This window comes from Stenotrophomonas sp. Pemsol (assembly GCF_003586545.1).
In the GTDB taxonomy this organism is placed as follows: Bacteria; Pseudomonadota; Gammaproteobacteria; order Xanthomonadales; family Xanthomonadaceae; genus Stenotrophomonas; species Stenotrophomonas sepilia.
In genome coordinates this window covers 3,408,060-3,428,143 of sequence record NZ_CP025780.1, presented here as the reverse complement: position 1 = coordinate 3,428,143, position 20,084 = coordinate 3,408,060, and the positions used below count along the sequence as shown (strand labels likewise).

At 68.2% G+C, this 20,084-nt stretch carries 21 protein-coding genes; 8 read left to right on the top strand and 13 right to left on the bottom strand.

What is annotated here, in order from left to right:
* Positions 1-114: 114 nt before the first annotated feature.
* The 3 genes from fis to prmA all read right to left on the bottom strand — a co-directional run bounded on the left by fis (position 115) and on the right by prmA (position 2,236).
* Positions 115-390, bottom strand: a complete 276-nt coding sequence (gene fis / locus PEM_RS15745; RefSeq protein ID WP_005419706.1) for a DNA-binding transcriptional regulator Fis — start codon at positions 388-390, stop codon at positions 115-117.
* A gap of 115 nt (positions 391-505) precedes the next feature.
* The gene (locus PEM_RS15740) at positions 506-1,273 is read right to left on the bottom strand and encodes a DUF3426 domain-containing protein (protein ID WP_069139634.1); all 768 of its coding nucleotides are present in this window, start codon (positions 1,271-1,273) and stop codon (positions 506-508) included.
* A 42-nt stretch (positions 1,274-1,315) separates the two neighbouring features.
* Complete coding sequence (prmA, locus tag PEM_RS15735; RefSeq protein WP_111128643.1) at positions 1,316-2,236, bottom strand: 50S ribosomal protein L11 methyltransferase; 921 nt, start codon at positions 2,234-2,236, stop codon at positions 1,316-1,318.
* 164 nt (positions 2,237-2,400) lie between these two features.
* Between prmA and PEM_RS15730 the strand changes: the two genes are divergently transcribed.
* Both PEM_RS15730 and PEM_RS15725 read left to right on the top strand, forming a co-directional pair.
* Positions 2,401-3,366 carry a hypothetical protein gene (locus tag PEM_RS15730; protein ID WP_065178827.1) on the top strand — a complete coding sequence of 322 codons (966 nt, stop codon included), beginning with the start codon at positions 2,401-2,403 and terminating at the stop codon, positions 3,364-3,366.
* Positions 3,363-3,737, top strand: a complete 375-nt coding sequence (locus PEM_RS15725) for a hypothetical protein (protein ID WP_069139635.1) — start codon at positions 3,363-3,365, stop codon at positions 3,735-3,737. Before PEM_RS15730 ends, PEM_RS15725 begins: the two co-directional genes overlap by 4 nt.
* Before the next feature lie 129 nt (positions 3,738-3,866).
* Here the strand turns inward: PEM_RS15725 and accC are convergent, their stop codons facing one another.
* The 4 genes from accC to PEM_RS15705 form a co-directional block, all read right to left on the bottom strand.
* Positions 3,867-5,234, bottom strand: a complete 1,368-nt coding sequence (gene accC / locus PEM_RS15720) for an acetyl-CoA carboxylase biotin carboxylase subunit (protein WP_005419697.1) — start codon at positions 5,232-5,234, stop codon at positions 3,867-3,869.
* A gap of 10 nt (positions 5,235-5,244) precedes the next feature.
* A complete protein-coding gene (accB, locus tag PEM_RS15715) occupies positions 5,245-5,724 on the bottom strand; it encodes an acetyl-CoA carboxylase biotin carboxyl carrier protein (protein ID WP_111128641.1) in 480 nt (159 codons plus the stop codon).
* Positions 5,725-5,783: 59 nt separating this feature from the next.
* A complete protein-coding gene (gene aroQ, locus PEM_RS15710; RefSeq protein WP_005419695.1) occupies positions 5,784-6,227 on the bottom strand; it encodes a type II 3-dehydroquinate dehydratase in 444 nt (147 codons plus the stop codon).
* Between the two features lie 351 nt (positions 6,228-6,578).
* Entirely contained in the window at positions 6,579-7,307 is a 729-nt protein-coding gene (locus PEM_RS15705; protein ID WP_053498265.1) for a DOPA 4,5-dioxygenase family protein, read from the bottom strand.
* Positions 7,308-7,472: 165 nt separating this feature from the next.
* Between PEM_RS15705 and PEM_RS15700 the strand changes: the two genes are divergently transcribed.
* The gene (locus PEM_RS15700) at positions 7,473-8,300 is read left to right on the top strand and encodes an isocitrate lyase/phosphoenolpyruvate mutase family protein (RefSeq protein WP_053498264.1); all 828 of its coding nucleotides are present in this window, start codon (positions 7,473-7,475) and stop codon (positions 8,298-8,300) included.
* A gap of 33 nt (positions 8,301-8,333) precedes the next feature.
* Here the strand turns inward: PEM_RS15700 and PEM_RS15695 are convergent, their stop codons facing one another.
* Entirely contained in the window at positions 8,334-8,867 is a 534-nt protein-coding gene (locus tag PEM_RS15695) for a hypothetical protein (protein ID WP_095378193.1), read from the bottom strand.
* Positions 8,868-8,992: 125 nt separating this feature from the next.
* Between PEM_RS15695 and PEM_RS15690 the strand changes: the two genes are divergently transcribed.
* Together PEM_RS15690 and PEM_RS15685 are read left to right on the top strand one after the other, a co-directional pair.
* The gene (locus PEM_RS15690) at positions 8,993-9,589 is read left to right on the top strand and encodes an NAD(P)H-dependent oxidoreductase (RefSeq protein ID WP_111128639.1); all 597 of its coding nucleotides are present in this window, start codon (positions 8,993-8,995) and stop codon (positions 9,587-9,589) included.
* A 16-nt stretch (positions 9,590-9,605) separates the two neighbouring features.
* Entirely contained in the window at positions 9,606-10,199 is a 594-nt protein-coding gene (locus tag PEM_RS15685; RefSeq protein WP_032954567.1) for a TetR/AcrR family transcriptional regulator, read from the top strand.
* A gap of 13 nt (positions 10,200-10,212) precedes the next feature.
* Here PEM_RS15685 and PEM_RS15680 read toward each other — a convergent pair whose 3' ends face one another.
* A complete protein-coding gene (locus PEM_RS15680; RefSeq protein ID WP_065196838.1) occupies positions 10,213-10,995 on the bottom strand; it encodes a D-alanyl-D-alanine carboxypeptidase family protein in 783 nt (260 codons plus the stop codon).
* A gap of 133 nt (positions 10,996-11,128) precedes the next feature.
* On the opposite strand from PEM_RS15680, the gene PEM_RS15675 reads away from it, so the two are divergent.
* On the top strand, positions 11,129-11,695 hold the full coding sequence (locus PEM_RS15675; RefSeq protein ID WP_005419685.1) for a GIY-YIG nuclease family protein: 567 nt from the start codon (positions 11,129-11,131) through the stop codon (positions 11,693-11,695).
* A 7-nt stretch (positions 11,696-11,702) separates the two neighbouring features.
* Here PEM_RS15675 and PEM_RS20340 read toward each other — a convergent pair whose 3' ends face one another.
* Positions 11,703-11,846, bottom strand: a complete 144-nt coding sequence (locus tag PEM_RS20340; protein WP_162911598.1) for a hypothetical protein — start codon at positions 11,844-11,846, stop codon at positions 11,703-11,705.
* A gap of 98 nt (positions 11,847-11,944) precedes the next feature.
* On the opposite strand from PEM_RS20340, the gene PEM_RS15670 reads away from it, so the two are divergent.
* Positions 11,945-12,856: a LysR substrate-binding domain-containing protein gene (locus tag PEM_RS15670; protein WP_095378189.1), complete on the top strand. Its 912-nt coding sequence runs from the start codon at positions 11,945-11,947 to the stop codon at positions 12,854-12,856.
* Here the strand turns inward: PEM_RS15670 and PEM_RS15665 are convergent.
* Together PEM_RS15665 and PEM_RS15655 are read right to left on the bottom strand one after the other, a co-directional pair.
* On the bottom strand, positions 12,840-13,556 hold the full coding sequence (locus tag PEM_RS15665; RefSeq protein WP_111128667.1) for an ABC transporter substrate-binding protein: 717 nt from the start codon (positions 13,554-13,556) through the stop codon (positions 12,840-12,842). The two genes, PEM_RS15670 and PEM_RS15665, sit on opposite strands and share 17 nt — an antisense overlap.
* Positions 13,557-13,826: 270 nt before the next feature.
* Positions 13,827-14,666 (bottom strand): arylamine N-acetyltransferase, encoded by an 840-nt coding sequence (locus PEM_RS15655; RefSeq protein ID WP_005419680.1) that lies wholly within the window; start codon positions 14,664-14,666, stop codon positions 13,827-13,829.
* Positions 14,667-14,868: 202 nt separating this feature from the next.
* Between PEM_RS15655 and PEM_RS15650 the strand changes: the two genes are divergently transcribed.
* Complete coding sequence (locus PEM_RS15650; protein WP_119706123.1) at positions 14,869-17,409, top strand: methyl-accepting chemotaxis protein; 2,541 nt, start codon at positions 14,869-14,871, stop codon at positions 17,407-17,409.
* A 92-nt stretch (positions 17,410-17,501) separates the two neighbouring features.
* Here the strand turns inward: PEM_RS15650 and PEM_RS15645 are convergent, their stop codons facing one another.
* Positions 17,502-20,024, bottom strand: a complete 2,523-nt coding sequence (locus PEM_RS15645; protein WP_111128785.1) for a sulfite reductase flavoprotein subunit alpha — start codon at positions 20,022-20,024, stop codon at positions 17,502-17,504.
* Between the last annotated feature and the right edge of the window lie 60 nt (positions 20,025-20,084).

Below are 20,084 nucleotides of genomic sequence, written 5' to 3'. Positions count from 1 at the left end.
GACGGGCGGGGGCGGTTGACTTTGCCGGGCTTCCATCCACGCATGGCGTGGATCCACCGGTCTTGCCATCGTTCATGGGGTTGCCGGCCAGCGGCCGGCACTACCCACGCGCGCTTACGCGCTGATGCCGTATTCCTTCAGCTTCTTGCGCAGGGTGGCGCGGTGGATGCCCAGCATCGCCGCGGCGCGGCTCTGGTTGCCTTCGCAGTGGTTGAGCACTTCCACGAACAGCGGGATTTCCATCTCGCGCAGCACGATCTCGTAGACATCGTCCGCGTCGCAGCCATCAAGGTCACGCAGGTAGCGGCGCACGGACTGGGCGACGTGTTCACGCAGCGGTGGCCGGGGTGCGCCACGACTGTTGTCAGGACGAGAGAGGACAGCGTTCAAGGGGGTTCCCGATTCGGTTGGCCCGTGCGCGCGGAGCGCGCGGCCGGACGAGGTGGTGGCGGCCAGTCTAGCGCGAGCGTGCCCGACCTGCCACGGCTGGTCGCCTCTATCCTGCTCAGAGGAAGTCGAAGGTGAATGCGACGGTGGATGCGGCGGGTTCCTGCACGCGGAACGCAATGCGTGCACTCTGGCCAGGTTCCAGCACGGCCGCGCCGGGGTTCTCGCCGAGGTACTGCGCCGGTGCGAACACGCCGCTGCCGATCACCCGGCCATCGGCATCGGACAGGGACAGGCGCAGATCCGGCCAGGCCTGTGCCCAGCGCGCATCGTTGCGGATGCTGGCCTGCACCTGCAGTACGCCGGCCTGGCCCGGCACGGGGCGGATCTCGCGGCTGGTCATGGTGAACGCAGTGGGTTCATGCCAGGCCGGCAGGCTGCAGCGCAATACGCCGCACAGTGCGCCCAGCCAGGCGCGGTTGCCGGCGTCGGCGGCCAGTCGCGCACGATCGGCCAGAACGCTCTGCAGGACCAGCAGCAGTGCCAGTCCGGCGACCAGCCCCCAGTGCCAGCGTGGCGTCGGCAGTGCGCGTGGCCGCGAGGTGCCCAGGAAACTGGGTGCATCTCCGGCCACGGCCTGCGGGGCCGGAGCGGCAAGGACGGGTTCGATCACGGCCGCTTCGTCGGGGTTGACGATGTCATCGCACTGTCGCGTTTCCGCCATCGGTGGCAGCGCCGCTTCGAGGGGGGCGCGGGCTTGGGCTGGCGGGATGTCATCCATCGCCGGGTCGGGCGTGCGTGAATCGGTCGCAGGTGCAGCCTCGCCTTCCGACGCGGGGCGCAGGAACGTGGCCAACGGGCGGCGCGGCGGGTTCGGCTCGGACATGCTCAGGGTGCGGGCTCGGATCCAGCGGTCATTCAATCACGATCAGGCGCGGCGTATGCCGGTGATGCGCATCCAGTCGCCATCCTGGGTCGCCTGCAGGTCGTCGAACCACGCGGCGTAGCGCTGCAGCAGTTCGCCTTCCTGGCCATGCAGGATGCCGGACAGGGCGATGCGGCCGCCGGCAGCGACGCGCGCGGCCAGCAGCTCGGCCAACGCGTCCAGTGCCGAGGCAAGGATGTTGGCGACCACGATCGGGTAGGTGGCGACCGGTTCGTCCTGCGGCAGGTACACGTGCATGCGCGCCTGCTCGCCGTTGCGCTCGGCATTGTCGGCGGTGGCGACCAGTGCCTGTGGATCGTTGTCCACGCCGATCGCTTCGGCGGCACCGAGCTTCAGCGCGGCCAGGGCGAGGATGCCCGAGCCGCAGCCGAAGTCGAGCACGCGCTGGCCCTGCAACTGGCCGTCCACGGCCAGCTGGTCCAGCCAGCGCAGGCACAGGGCGGTGGTCGGGTGGGTGCCCGAGCCGAAGGCCAGGCCCGGGTCCAGCCGCACCACGGCGGCATCGGCGGCCTGCGCGGCGTCCGGCAGTTCATGGTTCCACGGCACGATCCAGGTACGGCTGCCGAAATCCATCGGCTGGAACTGGTCCAGCCAGGCGCGTTCCCAGTCTTCATCCTCGACGGCGCGGAAGCTGCCGTTGCTCCAGTCCAGTTCCGGATCGAACGATTCCAGCGCGGCCAGCAGCAACAGTGCATTGCTGTCGGCGGGGAACAGTGCGCTCAGCACCAGGGTGTCCCACAGCGGCGTTTCACCCACGCCGGGTTCGAGGATGGCCTGTTCGTTGCTGGTGTCGGCTTCGGCATCGAGCAGGGTCACGGCCAGTGCGCCGACGTCCTCCAGCGCACTTTCATAGCGGGGCTGGGTGGCTTCGGTGCAGCGCAGGGTCAGTTCCAGGAACGGCATGGCGGTGGGGGCAATCACGGGAAAGGGGGCCATGCTAGACCATCGGGGCGTCTCCGTATTGCCTGAGATGCCACCTTGAGATGAACGGGGGCAGTTCAGACAGGCCTGCCGGGCCTTGCTAAACTCGTCACTTTCCTGTGCGCCGTGAACGCTCACCGCCGCCGATGGCCTTCGCCCCGACCCTGAAAACCTGGTTGCTCGTGCTGCCGGCGGTGGCCGTGCTGGGCGTGGCCGGGTACCGGGCCAGCGGCCATGCGGCGGGCGTGGCATCACCGTCGCCGGACCTGCCGACCGTCGTGGCCAGCCGCGACAGCGGAGCGGCGTTGCCGGTGGTGCCGGAAGCCCTGGCGCGCCGGCTGGCCACCGTCGAGCGCGGCAACACGCTGCCGTCGGGCCTGCCGCTGGACCTCCGCGCCGACATCGAAGACGCCAGCGATCTGTACGCCTACGCCCAGCGACTGCGCGTGCAGGCCGATACAGGTAACCATGAAGCGCGCTGGATGCTCAGCCGCGTGTACGACTATTGCGCGCAGTACGCACTCGATCCGGGTGGCTACCGCTTGGACAACAACGTGTTGAGCGGGTTGGGCCTGACCGCGGCGCCGGCGATGATCGAGGCCCGCGAGCGCGTGGCGCAGCGGTGTGGCGGCTTCGTTCCGGGCGACAAGCTGGGCGCTGCGCTGGTGCTGGCCGAACGCCGCAAGGCGGCCGCGCAGGGCAACCTGGCCGCAGAAGCATCGTTGTTCGCCGAGGGTGAGCCGTTGCATGACAGTGCCGAGTACCGCCGCGACCTGGTCGAGCGCGTGCGCACTTCGCGTGACCCGGAGGCCTATATGGCGATCGCGCCGGGCATGGGCGTGCGTGCCGCCGGTGACAGCGCACTCGACGGCCTGGTGGCGGGCGAACAGCTCAGTGAGCTTGCATGGCGGCTTGCGGCCTGCGAACTCGGTCTACCGTGTGGAGCGGACAGCGTGCTGGTCAACAGTTTTTGTGCGAACGGAGGGATCTGTTCGCAGGATGGAGCGCAGGATTTCCGGGATTTCGTGTATGACGCTGCGGTATCGCGGCAAGGTGCTGGGAAAATGAAGGAATGGATCAAGCGATTGATTGGAAAGAGGGACGGGCGATGAATTACCGTCGATTCCTGCATGGGGCCAAGTTCTGGTTCTGGGTGGCGCTGTTCGTGGCCTACTCTGCCGGTGCGGTCGGCCTGCTGATGATCGATACCTACGAGGATCGGTACCGGCATCTGTCGAAGGTGGAACTGACCACGGTGAAGGCGCAGGAAGACGTGCGCCGCGCCGGCGCCAGCCAGGTCGCTGCGGTCTATCGCGCGCAGACCGGCATGCCGTTCGCTTCACTGCCGGCTGGCAGCACCTTCCAGGTAGTGTGGCCGGATGGCTCGACCGAGACCATGGTGATCGTCGATCCGACCTCGCCCAATGGCGTGCGGCCGCTGGCCAATTCGCAGATTCCGGCCGACGTGGCCGACAAGCGCTGATGCGCTCACTGTAGAGCCGAGCCCATGCCCGGCTGTGCGTTGCGGCAAGCCGAGCATGGGTTCGGCTCTACAGAAACAGAAAAGGGCGGGAATATCCCCGCCCTTTCCATGTCCAGCATCGGGTGACGATCAGGTCAGCGCGATCGGCTTGTTCTTGCGTTCGGCAAGGCGCTTTTCCAGGTAGTGGATGTTCTGTCCACCGGCCTGGAAGCCCTTGTCGCGCATGATCCGCTGCTGCAGGGCGATGTTGGTCTTGATGCCATCGACCACCATCTCGCTCAGCGCCACCCGCATGCGGGCGATGGCGGTTTCGCGGTCCGGGCCGTGCACGATCAGCTTGCCGATCATCGAGTCGTAGTTGGACGGCACGCGATAGCCACTGTAGATGTGGGTATCCACGCGCACGCCGGGGCCGCCCGGCGGATGGAAGCCGGTGATGGTGCCCGGGCTCGGCACGAAGGTCTCAGCATCTTCGGCGTTGATGCGGCACTCGATGGCATGGCCGGTCAGTACCACGTCGCTCTGCTTGATCGACAGCTTCTGGCCAGCGGCGATCTTCAGCTGCTCGGCCACCAGGTCGATGCCGGTGACCATTTCGGTGACCGGATGTTCCACCTGGATGCGGGTGTTCATTTCGATGAAGTAGAAGCGGCCGTCCTCGTACAGGAACTCGAACGTGCCCGCGCCGCGGTATCCGATGCGGATGCAGGCTTCGGTGCACACCTTGCCGATCTGCTCGCGCTGTTCGGCGGTGATGCCCGGTGCCGGTGCTTCTTCCACCACCTTCTGGTGGCGGCGCTGCATCGAGCAATCGCGTTCGCCGAGGTGGATGGCGTTGCCCTGGCCGTCGGCCAGCACCTGGATCTCCACGTGGCGCGGGTTCTCCAGGAACTTCTCCATGTAGACCTCGCCATTGCCGAACGCGGCCTTGGCCTCGCTCTTGGTGGTTTCGATCGAGGTCTTCAGCGAGGCTTCGGCGTGCACGACGCGCATGCCACGGCCACCGCCACCGCCGGCCGCCTTGATGATGACCGGATAACCGATCTCACGGGCGATCTTGGTGTTGGCGACGATGTCATCGCCCAGCGGGCCGCCCGAACCGGGCACGCACGGCACGCCGGCGGCCTTCATCGCGCGGATGGCTTCGACCTTGTCACCCATCATGCGGATGGTGTCAGCCTTGGGGCCGATGAAGATGAAGCCCGACTCTTCCACGCGCTCGGCGAAGTCGGCGTTCTCCGACAGGAAGCCGTAGCCCGGGTGGATGGCCTGGGCGTCGGTGACTTCAGCAGCGGCGATCAGTGCCGGGATGTTGAGGTAGCTCTGCGGCGACGGCGCCGGACCGATGCAGACCGACTCGTCGGCCATGGCCACGTGCTTGAGGTTGCGGTCGACCGTGGAGTGCACGGCCACCGTGCGGATGCCGAGGGTGTGGCACGCGCGCAGGATGCGCAGCGCGATCTCCCCTCGGTTGGCGATGACGACTTTGTCGAGCATGGCGCGCCCCTCAGCCGATCACGAACAGCGGCTGGTCGAACTCCACCGGCTGGCCGTTCTCGCCGAGGATGGCGACGATGGTGCCGGACGTGTCGGCTTCGATCGGATTGAACATCTTCATCGCTTCGATGATGGCCAGGGTTTCGCCTTCCTTGACCTGCTGGCCCACGGTGACGAAGGCCGGCTTGTCCGGGGCGGACGAGGCATAGAAGGTGCCGACCATCGGCGAGCGCAGCACGTGGCCTTCCGGCAGCGCCGGGCCCGGCTTGGCGGTGCCGCCGGTGGACGCTTCGGTCGGCGACTGCATCGGCATGGCCTGCGCCGCCGGCGCCGCCGGGGTGGCGTACACCGGAGCAGCGACCGGTGCGGCATAACCAGCGACCGGAGCGCGCGACAGGCGCACCGACTCTTCGCCTTCCTTGATTTCGATTTCAGCCAGGTTCGACTCTTCCAGCAGGTCGATCAGCTTCTTGATTTTGCGCAGATCCATGAGGGCCTCTTTGGTTTCTATCTAGGTGAGGAGAGCGCCGTGGGCGCCCGGGTCGACAATCAGGTGGCGGATACGCGCAGCAGCGCCGCGTCCATCGCGTAGCGGTAGCTGTCGGCACCGAAGCCACACACCACGCCCACCGCCTTGTCGCTGAAGAAGCTGTGCTGGCGGAAGGGTTCGCGGGTATGCGGGTTGGACAGGTGGATTTCGATGAACGGCACCGCCACCGCCGCCAGCGCATCGCGCAGGGCCACCGAGGTGTGGGTGAAGGCGGCGGGGTTGATCAGGATGAAAGCGGTTCCGTCGTTGCGCGCAGCCTGCACGCGGTCGACCAGCACATGCTCGGCGTTGGACTGCAGGCTCTCCACGGCGTGCCCGGCAGCCGATGCCTGCGCGGCCAGGGCCTGGTCGATGTCGGCCAGCGTGGTGTGGCCGTACACCTCCGGCTCGCGGGTGCCGAGCAGGTTGAGGTTGGGGCCGTGCAGGACCAGCAGCTTCGCCATGGGATCCGGAAGACGGGAAAGGGCGGCAGTCTGGCGGAACCGGTGGATGCTGTCCAGTTCGGCGAAGTTTGCAGCGTTTCAATCGTATGTTTGAAACGTGCCGGAGGGCCTGTGGCTGTATGGCGGACGCCGGATCAAGGCGCGCTGAACGTCGTGCAGGCGGTGGATGCGAGCACATAGGCCGACGATCACGGCAGGGCCGGGCGAGGGGCGATGCCGCAACGGCCCATGATGCGGTAGATCCACGCCATGCGTGGATGAAGGAAGTGCGGTGCGCAGCAAGCTACGCAGCCACCGAGGGGGCTGCCCAAGGTGCGCTGCACACCCCCAGCGCCCCAATCGGACATCCGCTCAGGTTTCCAGCGGCACCGTCGGCACCACGTTCGGGAATACCTCCTCCAACGGCTCCTGTTCCCCCGGTTGTGGCGCCGGCCAGTTGTAGGCGTTCACCGGCTGCGCGCGGTTCACCCACAAGGCGTAATACAGGTGATCGGCGCGACCGTCGCCGGTATTGGGGTGGATCAGGATGGTCAGCCCCAGGCTGTTGAGCTGCAGCCACGGCACCAGCACCGGCAGCAGGTCGTTGGTGAAGCCGAAGTAGAAAGAGGGCGTGACGTGCGGGCCGCGCGGCTCCAGGTTCCAGTTGCCCAGCTCCACCGGGAAGCGCTCGGCGGCCCAGCGCCGCAGCAGGGCTGCCTTCTCGAAGCTGTCCTCATCGAAATAGATATGGGCGTGGTAGCTCTTGATGTCGGTGTAGGCGCGCGGGGCGGTGGGCAACGTGGCCTCGCCGGGGCGCACGCTGGCCGGGCGCGGGGTCGGTTCGCTGGCCGTGGCCTGGCCCCAGGGGCTGCGGCCCTTGGGCGCTGGCGGAACGATGGCGCGGAAGCCAGGTCGCCCGGGTTCGGTGGTGTTCACGGCGCTGCCGACGCGCGCGGCGGCGGTGGCGGTGGACGCGCTGGCCAGGCCGCCGGCGGCCAGGCCGGCCGACGCGATCAGGCGCCGGCGGGTGGGCGAGAGCAGGTCGGCCCAGTGGGCGTCATCGTCGCCTGCGTCGGTGAGGGGCTGCGGGTCCGGGTGCATGAGGGGCTCCGTGGCGGCATTGTGGGGGCAGGCGTCCACGCTCGGGCAGGGCTGCCGGTGGCGTCCAATAAGCAGCCGGCATCACTTCATGCACGGCTGCCTTCGTCGCCTTGAGCGCGACCGAACGGCGGGCTAGGGTGCAGGTCTGCCGCCCCGGAGCCCGCCATGGCCTCGCCTGATGCCGACACCCTGCGCAAGCGCGCCAGCTTCCGCCAGTTGCATGCAGCAGGATGCTTCGTGCTGCCCAATCCGTGGGACGTGGGCAGTGCGCGCTATCTGCAGCGGCAGGGCTTCCAGGCCCTGGCCACGACCAGTGCCGGCTGCGCCTGGAGTGAGGGGCGGCCGGACGGCGCGGTATCGCTGCAGGCCACGCTGGAGCACCTGCGACTGATGGCGGCGGCGACCCCGTTGCCGTTGAATGCCGACTTCGGTGATGGTTTCGGCGCTACGCCACAGGCGGTGGAGGAGGCGGTGGCCGCGGCGCTCGCTACCGGCATTGCGGCGTTGTCGATCGAGGACGCCAGCGGCCTGGCCGATGCACCACTGAGGCCCATCGAGCAGGCGGTCGAGCGATTGCGCGCGGCGCGTGCGGCCATCGACCGCGCGGGCGGCGACGTGCTGCTGGTCGGGCGAGCGGAGAACTTCTTCGTGGGCGTACCGGATCTGCAGGATACCCTGCGGCGCCTGCGTGCCTACGCCGAGGCCGGAGCCGATGTGCTGTACGCACCGGGCATCAGTACGCGCGAGCAGATCAGTGCGGTGGTCGCCGCCGCGGGCTCGAAGCCGGTGAACCTGCTGGTCGCTGGCCCCACAGCACTGAGCCTGCAGGACATCGCCGCACTTGGCGTTCGCCGGGTCAGCCTGGGCGGTGCGCTGGCGCGTGCCGCGTGGGCTGGACTGATGCAGGCGACCCAGCCGATCGTGCAGGACGGACGCTTCGATGGCCTGCAGCAGGCGGCGTCCGGGGCTGCCTTGAACGCGTTGTTCCAGTAGCCCCGCGCCCTGCATGACGGGAAGGGCCGGCGACTACAACGCCTCGATCTCCCGCTTGGGCAGGATCACGCCGGGTTCCAGCGCTGGCAGCAGTTGGCGAAGCAGGCGCGGATTGTCCTGCAGCCCCGTGCCGTCCAGATACGTCCACCCGGAACCGCCAATGCGGCGCACGGCCACCATGAACGTGGTGCTGCGCATCGGGGATTCACGCACCCGTACCAGGGATTGGCGTGGCACGAAGCAGACTTCTTCCTCCCCGGCCGCATAGGTCCGGGTCGGCACACCGACGTCTTCGCTGATGACCACCACGCCGCCGCTGTGCTGCTTCTTCAACGCATCGCGGGTGATCGCCTGGAAGGCCTCATCGCCGCCGGCCAGCCGCTTGAGGCTGGGATGCGTGCGCTCGATGAGGAAGTCCGCGTCGCCGCGGGCGTAGGCAGTCATCAGGGCGCGCACATCTTCGCGCAGGGCCTTCGCGTCACTGGGACTGAGTTCACCCGCGAAGGCGGATGGCAGCAACAGCGACAGCAGCAGCGTCAGTATCGTCAGGGGCAGGCGTCGATCCATGTCCGGATGTCCCACAGGGCATCGTTGCACTATACGTTGGACGCGAAAACAGCGTCCCACCGGTGGCGCTGGTTTCCCAGGAATCGCTACTTACCATTAGTAGGTATCGATTCCTGGAGATCCCCATGCACAGCCTCATTGTCATCGCCCACCCTGAGCCCGGTTCGCTGACCCACGCGATGGCGCGTCGCATCGGTGATGCCATTGCCGCGGCCGACACCGGCAACACCGTGGCCTATGCCGACCTGATGGCCGAAGGCTTCGATCCGCGCTTCAACCCGCAGGACCAGGCCTTGTTCCGCAGCACCGGCGCGGTACCGGCCGATGTCGCTGCCGAGCACGCGCGGCTGGATGCCACCGATACGCTGGTGCTGGTGTTCCCGTTGTACTGGTGGTCGTTCCCGGCGCTGCTGAAAGGCTGGATCGACCGTGTGTTCACCAACGACTGGGCCTACGCACAGGATGCGCAGGGCAGGCTGGTGAAGAAGCTGCAGCGCCTGAATGTGCATCTGGTCGGCTTGGGCGGCGCCGACGCAGCCATGGTCGAACGTCGTGGCTACGACGCGGCAATGAGGACGCAGATCGACATGGGCATCTTCGACTATTGCGGCGCACGCGTGCTGTCGTCCCACCTGCTGCTGGACGCCGATACCGGTGGCGCTGACGCGCATCTGCAGACCGCGCTGGCGATCGGCCGTAAAATTGGTGTTCCAATGCGCTGATCGCCGTGCTCCGCCGATGCCCGCCAACGCCACCCCCACGCGCCGCCGAATGACCCGGGAGCAACGCACCCGCCAGTTGCTGGATGTGGCCTGGGCACTGGTCCGCGGAGAAGGTACCGGAGCGTTGACGCTGGGGCGGCTGGCCGAGGCGGCGGGCGTGACCAAGCCTGTGGCCTACGATCACTTCGTGACCCGCAATGGCTTGCTGGCGGCGCTCTACGATGACTATGACGGACGCCAGACCGTGGTCTTCCACGAGCGCATCGGCCGCGCCCGGGCGCAACTGGTCGATCGGGCGGCGGCCATCGCCTCCGGCTACATCGACTGCGTCCTCAGCCAGGGCAGTGAAGTGCAAGGCATCCTCGCCGCGCTGGTGGGGGCGCCGGAACTGCATGAGGTGCGACGGCGCTACCAGCAGGATTTCATCGACAACTGCCAGGTCTGGCTGGGTCCGTTCGCCGCCGACGGCACGGTGTCGCTGGCGGGGCGCTGGGCCATTCTCGGTGCGGCTGAAGCCCTTTCAGAGGGCGTGGCTGCCGGCGCGCTGGACAAGGCCGGTGCCGTGGCCGAGCTGCAGCGGCTGATCGTGGCGACGGTCAAGCGGCGCTGAGCCGCACGAGCGGTCAGCCGCCGGCCAGGGCGGCGAATCCCGCGGCCAGCTGGTCGCGCACCAGTGCGTCGCGCGCGTCGCGGCTTGCAGAGCCCAGCACCACGGTGATCAGCCGTACCGGCTGGTCCCGCCCGGATACTGGCCGGCACGCGGTGGCGGCCAGGCAGAAGCCTGCGGCCTGGGTGTAGCCGGTCTTCAAGCCGTCCACGCCGTCTTCGCCGAGCAGGGCGTTCTGGTTGCTGCGGTTGAAGCTGCCATGGGCGAACGCGCGCTGCGCGGTGATCGCCAGGATCTGCGGATGGTCGTTCAACAGGCGGGCGGCCAGCACCGCCATGTCGCGCGCGCTGGAGACATGGTGCGGTGTGGTGATGCCGGACACGCTGGCAAACCAGGTGCTGCGCAGCCCGAGCTGGCGTGCGTGACGGTTCATGCGTTCCAGGAATGCGGCCTGCGATCCGTCCAGGTGGCGCGCGATCGCCAATGCAGCGTCATTGCCGGACACCACCATCAACCCTTCCAGCAGGCGCGCCAGGGTGATTGTCTCGCCGGGCACCAGGCCCATGCGCGTTTCATCATCGGCCACGGCATGCACATCGTCGGCGGCGATGGTGACCGGGTCGTCCCACGAGCGTCCGTTCTCTTCGACGCACGCATAGGCGGCGTAGGCGGTCATCAGCTTGGTCAGCGATGCCGGTTGCCGCGCGGCTTCAGCGTTGTGCTGGTGGATCACCGCGGAGGTTGCCGCTTCCAGGGTGATGGACGAAATCGGTAGGGGGGCGGGCGCAGCAGACGGCATGGCGGGCGGAGATGGCAGCGACGGTCAGCAAGAATAGTTCGTGCCGGCTGCACGAAGCCGCACTGCCGGAGCGCTGCAGCGTCCACGGCAACGCCCGGTTGCGCCCGGGCTGAGGTCGAGGCAGCCTGCGCACATGCAATCGGATATCCGCATCGACGGTCGTGTCTTCACCTACGTCTTCCCGTGTGCGTGGGAGGACTACGCGAAGATCGGCTTTTCACGTGATCCGCTCGGACGCATCAGCGCATTGCATCGGCGATGGTTCGAGTTCTTCGATCTCGATGCCGGTGCGCTGGTGGAAGCGGAGGGCGAGCGCGATGCACGTGATCTGGAGCTGCAGCTGCGTTCGCCGTTCAAGGCGCACCGCGCACCGGCACCGATGACGATCCAGCACAAGGCTGGGGGGCGTACTGAATGGGTACGTGGTGCCAACCAGGCCTTGTCGCTGGCAATTGCTGCGTTGGGTGAACAAGGCTATCGCTGTTACCCGCTGAAGGCATGGCTGCAGGCGGCGCTGCGCCTGCGCATGGACCGGCTGCACGACTGGGCTGTGGTGCAGCTTCCGGAAGAAGAAGGCCTGCGGATTCCCGGTGGCCCCGGTGAGGGCGTGCTGCGTGACACGCTCGACGGTTGCCGGGCACTGGATATCGATCCAATGCCCTGGCTGCCTGAATACGTCCAACGCTGGTACACAGGTTGAGCCGCGTTCAACGGGTCCTCGGCTGCTGAACCGGCGCGGCCGGTTGCGCCGCGCACGCAGGGGAGGCGGTGGACGGGCTGGCCAGCTGGCGTGCCAGCTCGGCGTTGGCCACATGGCCGTGCAGGAACAACAGGCTGCCGAAGATGTTCATGAGCGTGCCTCCACTTGAGTGGATTGCACGATACGGGCAGCATGGAAGCGCAAAAAGCGACATTTCCGCAAGCATGCCTTGAGAGGAATTCAAGCCTGATGTCCCGTCCGCCCCTTCATGCCCTGCAGGGATTCGTGGCCGCCGCGCGGCTGGGCAACCTGTCACGGGCAGCGGCGTCGATGAATCTGACCGTCAGTGCGCTCAGCCATCAGATGCGCCAGCTGGAAGAGCGGCTCGGGCAGCCACTGCTGGTCCGCCAACCGCGTGGCGTCGCCCTCACCCTGGAGGGGCAGCGCCTGCTCGACCAGGTCGGCCCGCATCTGGATGCGATCAACGAAGCTTTCCAGCCCTATGCGGCCCGCGCCGAGCACGTGCTGACGATCAGTGCGGTGCCGTCGATGGCGTCGGCGTGGCTGGTGCCGCGCTTGGGTCACTTCGTGGCTGAGCACCCACAGATCGAGATCAACCTGCAGTCGAGTGAGCGCCTGATTGATTTCGAGCGGCAGCGCCAGTTCGACGCCGCGCTGCGGCTGGGCAGCGGGCAGTGGCCGGGCCTGGTGATTGAGCCGCTGTTCGACGAGTGGCTGCTGCCGATGGCGAGCCCGGCGCTGATCGAACGCATGGGAGGGATCGACCGGGTGCCACTGAACCAGTGGCCACTGCTGGGGGACCCCGATGGTGCGTGGGGGGCCTGGTTCGCGTTGAGCGGGCAGACCCCGCCGTCGCGCTTCGTAGCGGTGCTGGATGATTCGGAGGCACACCACCGTGCGGCGCTGGACGGGGTGGGCGTGGCGCTGGGGCGGGTGACGCGGGCGCGCTTGTTGCTGGATTCCGGCCAACTGGTTGCGCTGTCCAACCTGCGCCTGAAAACCGCCTGGCCGCATTGGCTGGTCTACCCTCAGCGTTCGGCCCGCCACCGCGGCTTTCTTGCCTTCCGCGACTGGCTGCACGCGCAGGCTGCCGAACACGTGCGGCACATGGCGGACGCTACACTCATCGCACCAGCGTGACCGCCTGCCCGCCGCGCGCGAACGCCTCCTCCAGCAGCGAGCCGGCCTTGATCGCCTCCACTTCCTTGAACAGCGATTGCAGCGCGTCTGCGGGGCGCGATGCCGGCACCGCCACCGCCTGCTGGATCGCGGTGAAACGGTCGGCCAGCACGCGGTGGCCGGGATGCGCCCGCGCCCATGCTTGCAGCGGCTGGCGCACGCCGGCGGCGGCATCCAGGCGCTGCAGATCGAACAGGGTGATCGCAGCCGCCGACGTCTCGGCCCGTTCGATCGTGGCGTGGCGCAGTTCGCGGCTGAGAAACAGGTCGTAGGCTGCACCGCGGCCCACCGCGATGCGCAGCCCCTCGCGGTCGAGGTCGGTCACCTGCTGCGCGGGACTGTCCTCGCGCACCAGATAGGTGCCTTCGATCTCCACGTACGGAGCACTGAAGGCGATGCGGTCGGCGCGTGCCGGATCGATGGCCAGGAAGGCCAGATCCCAGCCGTCTTCGCCTGCCGCAGCGACCACCGAGGCTGCGGCATCGTGACAGGTGAAGCGTGCCTGCACACCCAGGCGCTGCGCCAATGTCGTGGCCAGCTCCACCGACGGTCCGCGCGGTGAGTGCGCATCGCCCTGCGCCAGCACCGGGTTGCCCAGGTTGATCGCCACGCGCAGGAAACCCTGCGGTGCCAGCGCACTTTGGTGATCGGCCAGGGACATGCAGGACTCCGCGAGGAAAGGGGCACCCAGCATGCCAGCACTGCCCTGCAAGGGGCGTCATGCTGCACGACTGCAGGATGGCCTACCTTCCGTTTGCCGACGAGGCCGCAGGTGTGGGCATGGACTTGGAGGTGAGCCTGGAGCGTGCACTGCGAGCGGGAGCTGAGCTGCGCTTCGGACCGGTCGACGCAGGCGACTGGCGCGTGGCCGAGCCCACGCTCGGCTGCTGTTGGCCCAGCCGCCCAAGCTCAGCCGAGCATGGGCTCGGCTCTACAAGGTCGCGGCGCGTGAGCGCTGCAGCCAGTCGTTGATCGCCGGATCGAGCCGCGGGTCGTCCGGCAGCTGCATGCCGAAGCCTTGCTGCAGCACGTCGCGCACGTCGGCAACATCCTGCAGCGGACGCTTGTCCGGTGCCTGGCCGGGGCGGTACTCGGTGTAGTTGCCGCTGCCGATGGTGCGTCGCCAGTCCGGCCCGGTCAGCGACGCGCGCAGCTGGCCAGGGAAGCTGGAGTCGGGATGGGTGCACACGTACCAGTTGCCCACCACGTTGTCGATCGGTGCCGGCACGTGCAGGTCGAAACGGTACATCGCCCGCCAGCCGTCAGCGGATTCGGCGGACAGCACGAAATCCCCCTCGCCGGGCAGCCGCTGCAGCAGATAGCGTTCGTGCGGCGTGGCCTGCGGTTGCGGATCATGCAGCCGCAGCGGCACGGTCGGGGTCAGGCTGCCGAAACCGGCATCCACCAGCCAGTCATCGCCGTCCACCTGCACGCGCAGCAGCAGGTGGGTCCGTGCGGTCAGTTCGCCGTCCTGGGCAGCCAGCAGCACGCGCGCGCTCAATGGCTGTGCATCGAAGCCCAGCGCCTGCAGCAGCGCCAGCAGGCCGCCGTTGAGTTCGAAGCAGTAGCCGCCACGACGGTCGTCGAGCAGCTTGCGCTGCACGCTGTCCAGGTCGATCGGTACCGCATCGCGCAGCAGGCAGCTGAGGGTCTCGAACGGCAGCACTGCGTTGTGACGCTGCTGCAGCAGGGTCAGCCCGGCCAGCGTCAGCGGTGGCGGGGCATCCAGCTGCAGGCGCTGCAGGTAGCGGGGGACATCGAGCGTCGTCATGGCGGCACCGGGCGGGAGGGGGGGTCCACTGTGCTCCCCCAACCGGGGTTGAGGTCAAGGGCGCTGGTCGTGTCACGCCAGCGTCGCCTGCACCCGGTACAAAGGCCGCGTCCGCCCGTCACCGCTGGGCCAGGACGACGAAAGTTCTAAAGTTGCCTTGAATCCGGCCGATAAAGGTGCGTCCTTCTGCCTGGAGTCTGTCATGTCGGCCGTTGTCCCCCACCTCCGGTCCCTGCGCACGCGGCTTGCGGCGCTGCGCCCGGCGTCTTCCGGCCTGCTGCTGTGGCTGCAACCGCATCGGCTGAGCGTAGCCAACAAGCTCAAGGCGACCTTGTGGGTCTGTGGCCTGGGACTGGTCGCAATTGCCGCCGCCTATGCCTGGACCGGGCATGCCAGCACGCAGGCTGCGCGCAGCCAGGCCAGCTACCAGCGCGGCAGTGATCTGGCCGCGCGCCTGGCCACGCGGGTGGCCGAAGCGCGCCGCCTGCAGATCCAGTATGCACGCAGTTTCGATGATGCCGACCGCGCGCAGCTGCTGGCCACGCAAAAGGCGCTGCAGGACGATCTGCAGGCCCTGCGCACGATGCCGATGGATGCCGGCCGGCGCAAGGCCCTGCAGGCGCTGACCGAAGCTGCAGACGCGTTCTCGCAGGGTGTTGCCGCCCTGTTCGAACGGGTCGACGAGATGGGCCGTGGTGAGGCCGGCCTCGCCGCGCAGCTGCAACAGGCTGCACACACGCTGCAGGGGCAGGTGGATGCGCAGCAGCGGGATGCGCTGGTGTTGTCCCTGCAGAAGATGCGGCGGCAGGAGGCACTGCTGCTGCTCGACGGTGATTCCACCCACGCCGACCGCGCCAGCGAAGAAAAGCTGCCGTTCGATCTCGCGCTGGCGGGCCTGCCCGCGGATGCGCAGGTCACCCTGCGCACCGGGATGGATGCGTATCAGGCCGCATTGCTGGGGTATACCGCGGCCCGCGTCGGCCTGGATGTGGAAGCGCAGTCGCTGCTGGATACCGCCGCGGGCGTAGCGCCTGCGCTGGCCGCATTCCAGCAGGCACAGGTGGCGGCGCTGGCCGGGGCGCAGGCACGCCAGCAGGCCGGCGCGCGCACCATGAGCGTGCTGTTCGCACTGACCCTGCTGCTGGTGGCCGGCGTGCTGATCACCAGCCTGGTCCTGGTGCTGCGTGCGGTGCGCCAGCCGATCCAGGACACCCTGCGCTTCGCCAGCGACATCGCTGACGACCGCTTGGACACCACCCTGCGCGTCTACAACGCCAACGACGAGATCGGCCAGCTGGCGCAGCGCCTGGTCGACATGCAGCAGCGCCTGCGCGCGCGTATCGAGACCGAGCGTGCCGTCGCGCGCGGCAACACCCGGGTGCGCCAGGCATTGGACAGTGCACAGACCGGTTTGATGGTGATCGATGCGGAAGGGCAGGTCGCCTACGCCAACCCGGCATTGCTGCAGCTGCTTGACCTGCGGAACGAAGCGCTGGTGGGCAGCGACGCGGTACGCCTGCATCCGGCGTTGGCCAGCCTGGCCGGCGTGCGCCAGCGCGAAGAGCGCGAGATCGGCCATGCCGGCACGCGTTACCAGCTGATTGCCAACCCCGTCATCGATGAAGGGCAATTCCTCGGCGTAGCGGTGGAATGGCGCAGTCGTGCGCTGGAGACCCTGCTGGAAACCGAGGTCGCTGCCCTGGTCGATGCTGCAGCACACGGCGACCTGCACGGTCGCATCGCGCTGGAGGGCAAGCAGGGCTTCGTGCGCACGTTGTCGACCAGCATCAACCGCCTGCTGGCGACGTTTGAAACCAACCTCGGCGACCTGCAGGCATTGCTGGCTGCGCTGGCCCGTGGTGACCTCAGCGTGCGCATGGAGGGTGAGCTGCAGGGCGTGTTCGCGCGCATGCGCGATGATGCCAACGCGACGGTCGCGCAGCTGGGCCGCATCGTCACCCGCATCCAGCACGCCACCTCCAGTCTCGATACCGGCGTTGGCGAGATCGTTGCCGGCCATCATGATCTGTCTCAGCGCACCGAGCAGCAGGCCGCCAACCTGGAAGAGACCGCCGCTTCCATGCACGAACTGACCGATACGGTCGGTCGCAATGCTGATGCCGCAGGCCGTGCCGACGCGCTGGTCAAGGGTGCGGCTGCAGTGGCGCAGCGCGGCGGCGAGGCTGTCGGCCAGGTGGTGGCGACCATGCAGGGCATCAGCGAGGCATCGCGGCGGATCGGCGACATTACCCAGCTGATCGACGGCATCGCCTTCCAGACCAACATCCTCGCGCTGAATGCGGCGGTGGAAGCGGCGCGTGCCGGTGAGCAGGGCCGCAGTTTCGCCGTGGTAGCCGCGGAAGTGCGCCTGCTTGCACAACGCAGCGCAGAGGCGGCCAAGCAGATCAAGGGCCTGATTGAGGATTCGGTGGCGCGTGTGGGAGAGGGCAACCAGCAGGCCGAACAGGCCGGCACCACGATGGGCGAGATCGTCGGCAGCGTGCAGCAGCTGGCCGAGCTGCTGGCGGGTATCCGCAGTGCGTCGCAGGACCAGCATGCCGGCATCGCACAGGTGAACCAGACCATCGTGCAGATGGAAGCCAGTACCCAACGCAACGCCAGCCTGGTGGAAGAGGCCGGTGCCTCCACGGCGCAGATGCAGGTCCAGGTGCGTGCCCTGACCGACGCGGTGGGCGCGTTCCGGTTGCAGTCGATGCCGCAGGCGCGCGCCGCCGCGGCCTAGTCAGCCGAGCGTAGGCTCGGCGCTACATCGGCTGCAGGAACACTGTAGAGCCGAGCCCATGCTCGGCTCACACCAGCGTTCGGCGGCAGGAATCAATACACGTCGCGGCGGTAGCGCCCGTTTTCCAGCAGCATTTCCACCGCTTCATCGCCCAGCGCCGTTCGCAGCACCTGATCCACGCCTTCGGCCATGCCCTGCAACGACCCACAGACATGGATCACCGCACCGCGCCGCATCCAGTCGCGCAGCGTTCCGGTGGCCGCCTGCAGGCGATCCTGCACATAACCGCCGTCGCCATCGCGCGAGAACGCCAGGTCCACCCGCGCGAGATGGCCATCGGCCTGCCACGCTTCGATCTCGTCGGCGAACAGGAAATCGTGTGCACGCTGGCGCTCGCCGAACAACAGCCAGTGCCCGTGTTCGCCTGCACGGGCGGCTTCGCGCAACAGGCTGCGCAGGCCGGCGATGCCGGTGCCGTTGCCGATCAGCACCATCGGCGCGCCAATGACACGATGGAAACCGGGGTTGCGATGCACGCGGGCGACGATGCCGGCACCGATCGGCGCATGCAACGACAGCCAGCCCGAGCCCAGCCCGGCTCGACCGGAGGCGTCATGCACCAGCCGCACCACCAGCTCCACCACGCCATCATCCGTGCAGGAGGCGATCGAATACTCGCGGCTGGGCAGCAGCGGCAGCCCGGCCAGCCACAGGCAGGCATCCTGCACTGCCAGCGCGGCATCGGCCTCCGGCAGCTCGCGTTCGCTGGCCAGCGCCAGCAGCGTGCGCGGATGGCCATCGACCAGCAAGGGCTGCAGCGGATCCAGCCCATGCGCCTTCAACACGGCACCGGCATGCTGCGCATTGTGGCGGGGCGCGATGTGCAGGATGTCACCGGCCTGCCACTGCACGTCGGCCGGTGCGGCAAGACGGATACGCCAGATCGCTCCGCCGACGCTGCCAGGGTTGAGGCGGTCGCGGCCGAGCAGGCGCCACTCATGCATCTGCGTAGCCGCAGGCAGCACGCTGTCATCGGTGACGATGCCGGTGAGCGCACCCAGCTCCTGCTGCCACCGGCGCAGCGCGGGGACCGAGGCGGCATCGACGTCGACGCGCTCGAACAGTGCACGCGCGCCGTTTCCGATCAACCAGCCATCGACCCGGCGGCCGAAGCCGCAGTAGTGCGGGTACTGGCGGTCACCCAGCGCGAGCAGGCCGAACTGCAGGCCCGAAAGGTCCAGCGCTTGTGCAAGCAACTGCCGCGCTGCGCGCCGTGCGGCGTCGGGCGGCTCGCCGTCGCCGAAGGTGCTCAGCACGAACAGCGCGCTCGATGCACGCAGCAGGAGCGCGGCATCGATGCGCGCCAGCGGCAGCACCTGCACCGCATGGCCGGCCGCCTGCAGCTGGGCCGCCGCGCGCCACGCCAGCTGTTCGCCCAGTCCGCTCTGGCTGGCATGCACCACCAGCCACGCTGCGTTGCCGGCGTCGCTGGCCCGCATCGGTAGCGCCTGGCGCAGCCCGCGCGCGGCACGCTGGCTGCGGCGGCGGTCCAGGTACAGCATCCAGCCGGTGATGAAGAACAGGCTCATGCCCAGGCTGCTGAGCATCACCACCACGCGCCCGGGTACACCGAAGTAGCTGCCCGAATGCAGCGCGAACACGCTGGTGGCCAGCTGTCCGCCCGCGCCCTGGCGTGCGTACGGGCGGGCATCGAGAACCGCACCGCTGGCCGGATCGAGCTGCAGCAGGTCATGCGCACGATCGTGGTGGCCGCCGCGCTGCGACGGATCACCGGCCATCACCCGCACGTTCAGCGCCTGCCCGGGCTTCTCCGGCAGGCGCAGGTCAATGAAGCCGGCGCGCACGCCCGGCAGCGCGTACAGCGTGGCTTCAATGCGGTGCAGGTCCAGCGATGCATCGGTGGCAACCTGGTGCTTGGCCGCCGGTGGGACGCCCAGCAGCGTGCTGGCCGCGCTTCGATACCCGTCGAACGACCACCACAGGCCGGTCAGCGCACTCATCAGGTAGATCAGCAGCACCCAGGTGCCGACGACCGAGTGCAGGCTCCACAGGAAGCCGCGCCCGCTGCGTTTCCACTCCACTGCCAGCCAGCTGCGCCAGTGCCACCAGCGTCGTGGCCAGCGCAGGTAGAGGCCGGACAGGGTGAAGAACAGCAGGGCGATGGCACAGCTGCCGGTGATCCACTTGCCGCGTTCGCCCGCAGCAAGGTGGCGATGCAGGTCCTCGACGAAGTCGAAGAACGCCTGGCCGCGCAGGGCGCTGAAGCGCTCACCGCTGTACGGGTCGAAGTACACCCAGTGGTCCTTGCCGCCGGCAAAGCGCGCGACCGACGGCCGCTGTCCGGTGGCATCGATACGCAGGCGTTGCAGGGGGCGTTCGCTGCCGGCCTGGAGCAGCGGCACCAGTTCACTGAGTGCAAGGGGAGGCTGTCCGTCGGCATGGTGCTCGGCGATCTCGGCAAAGCCGGGATTGGCGGCGCGCAGCAGCTCGTCCTCGAAGGACAGCACGGCGCCGCTGAGGCCCATCACGGCCAGGATGGCACCGGCGGTAATGCCCAGCAGCCAATGCAGTTGGAACAGGACGTTCTTGAACATCGAAAGAGAGGGGCCCGGGAGGCTGCCGCCCGCATCCTGCGCAACAGCAAATGAGAATTA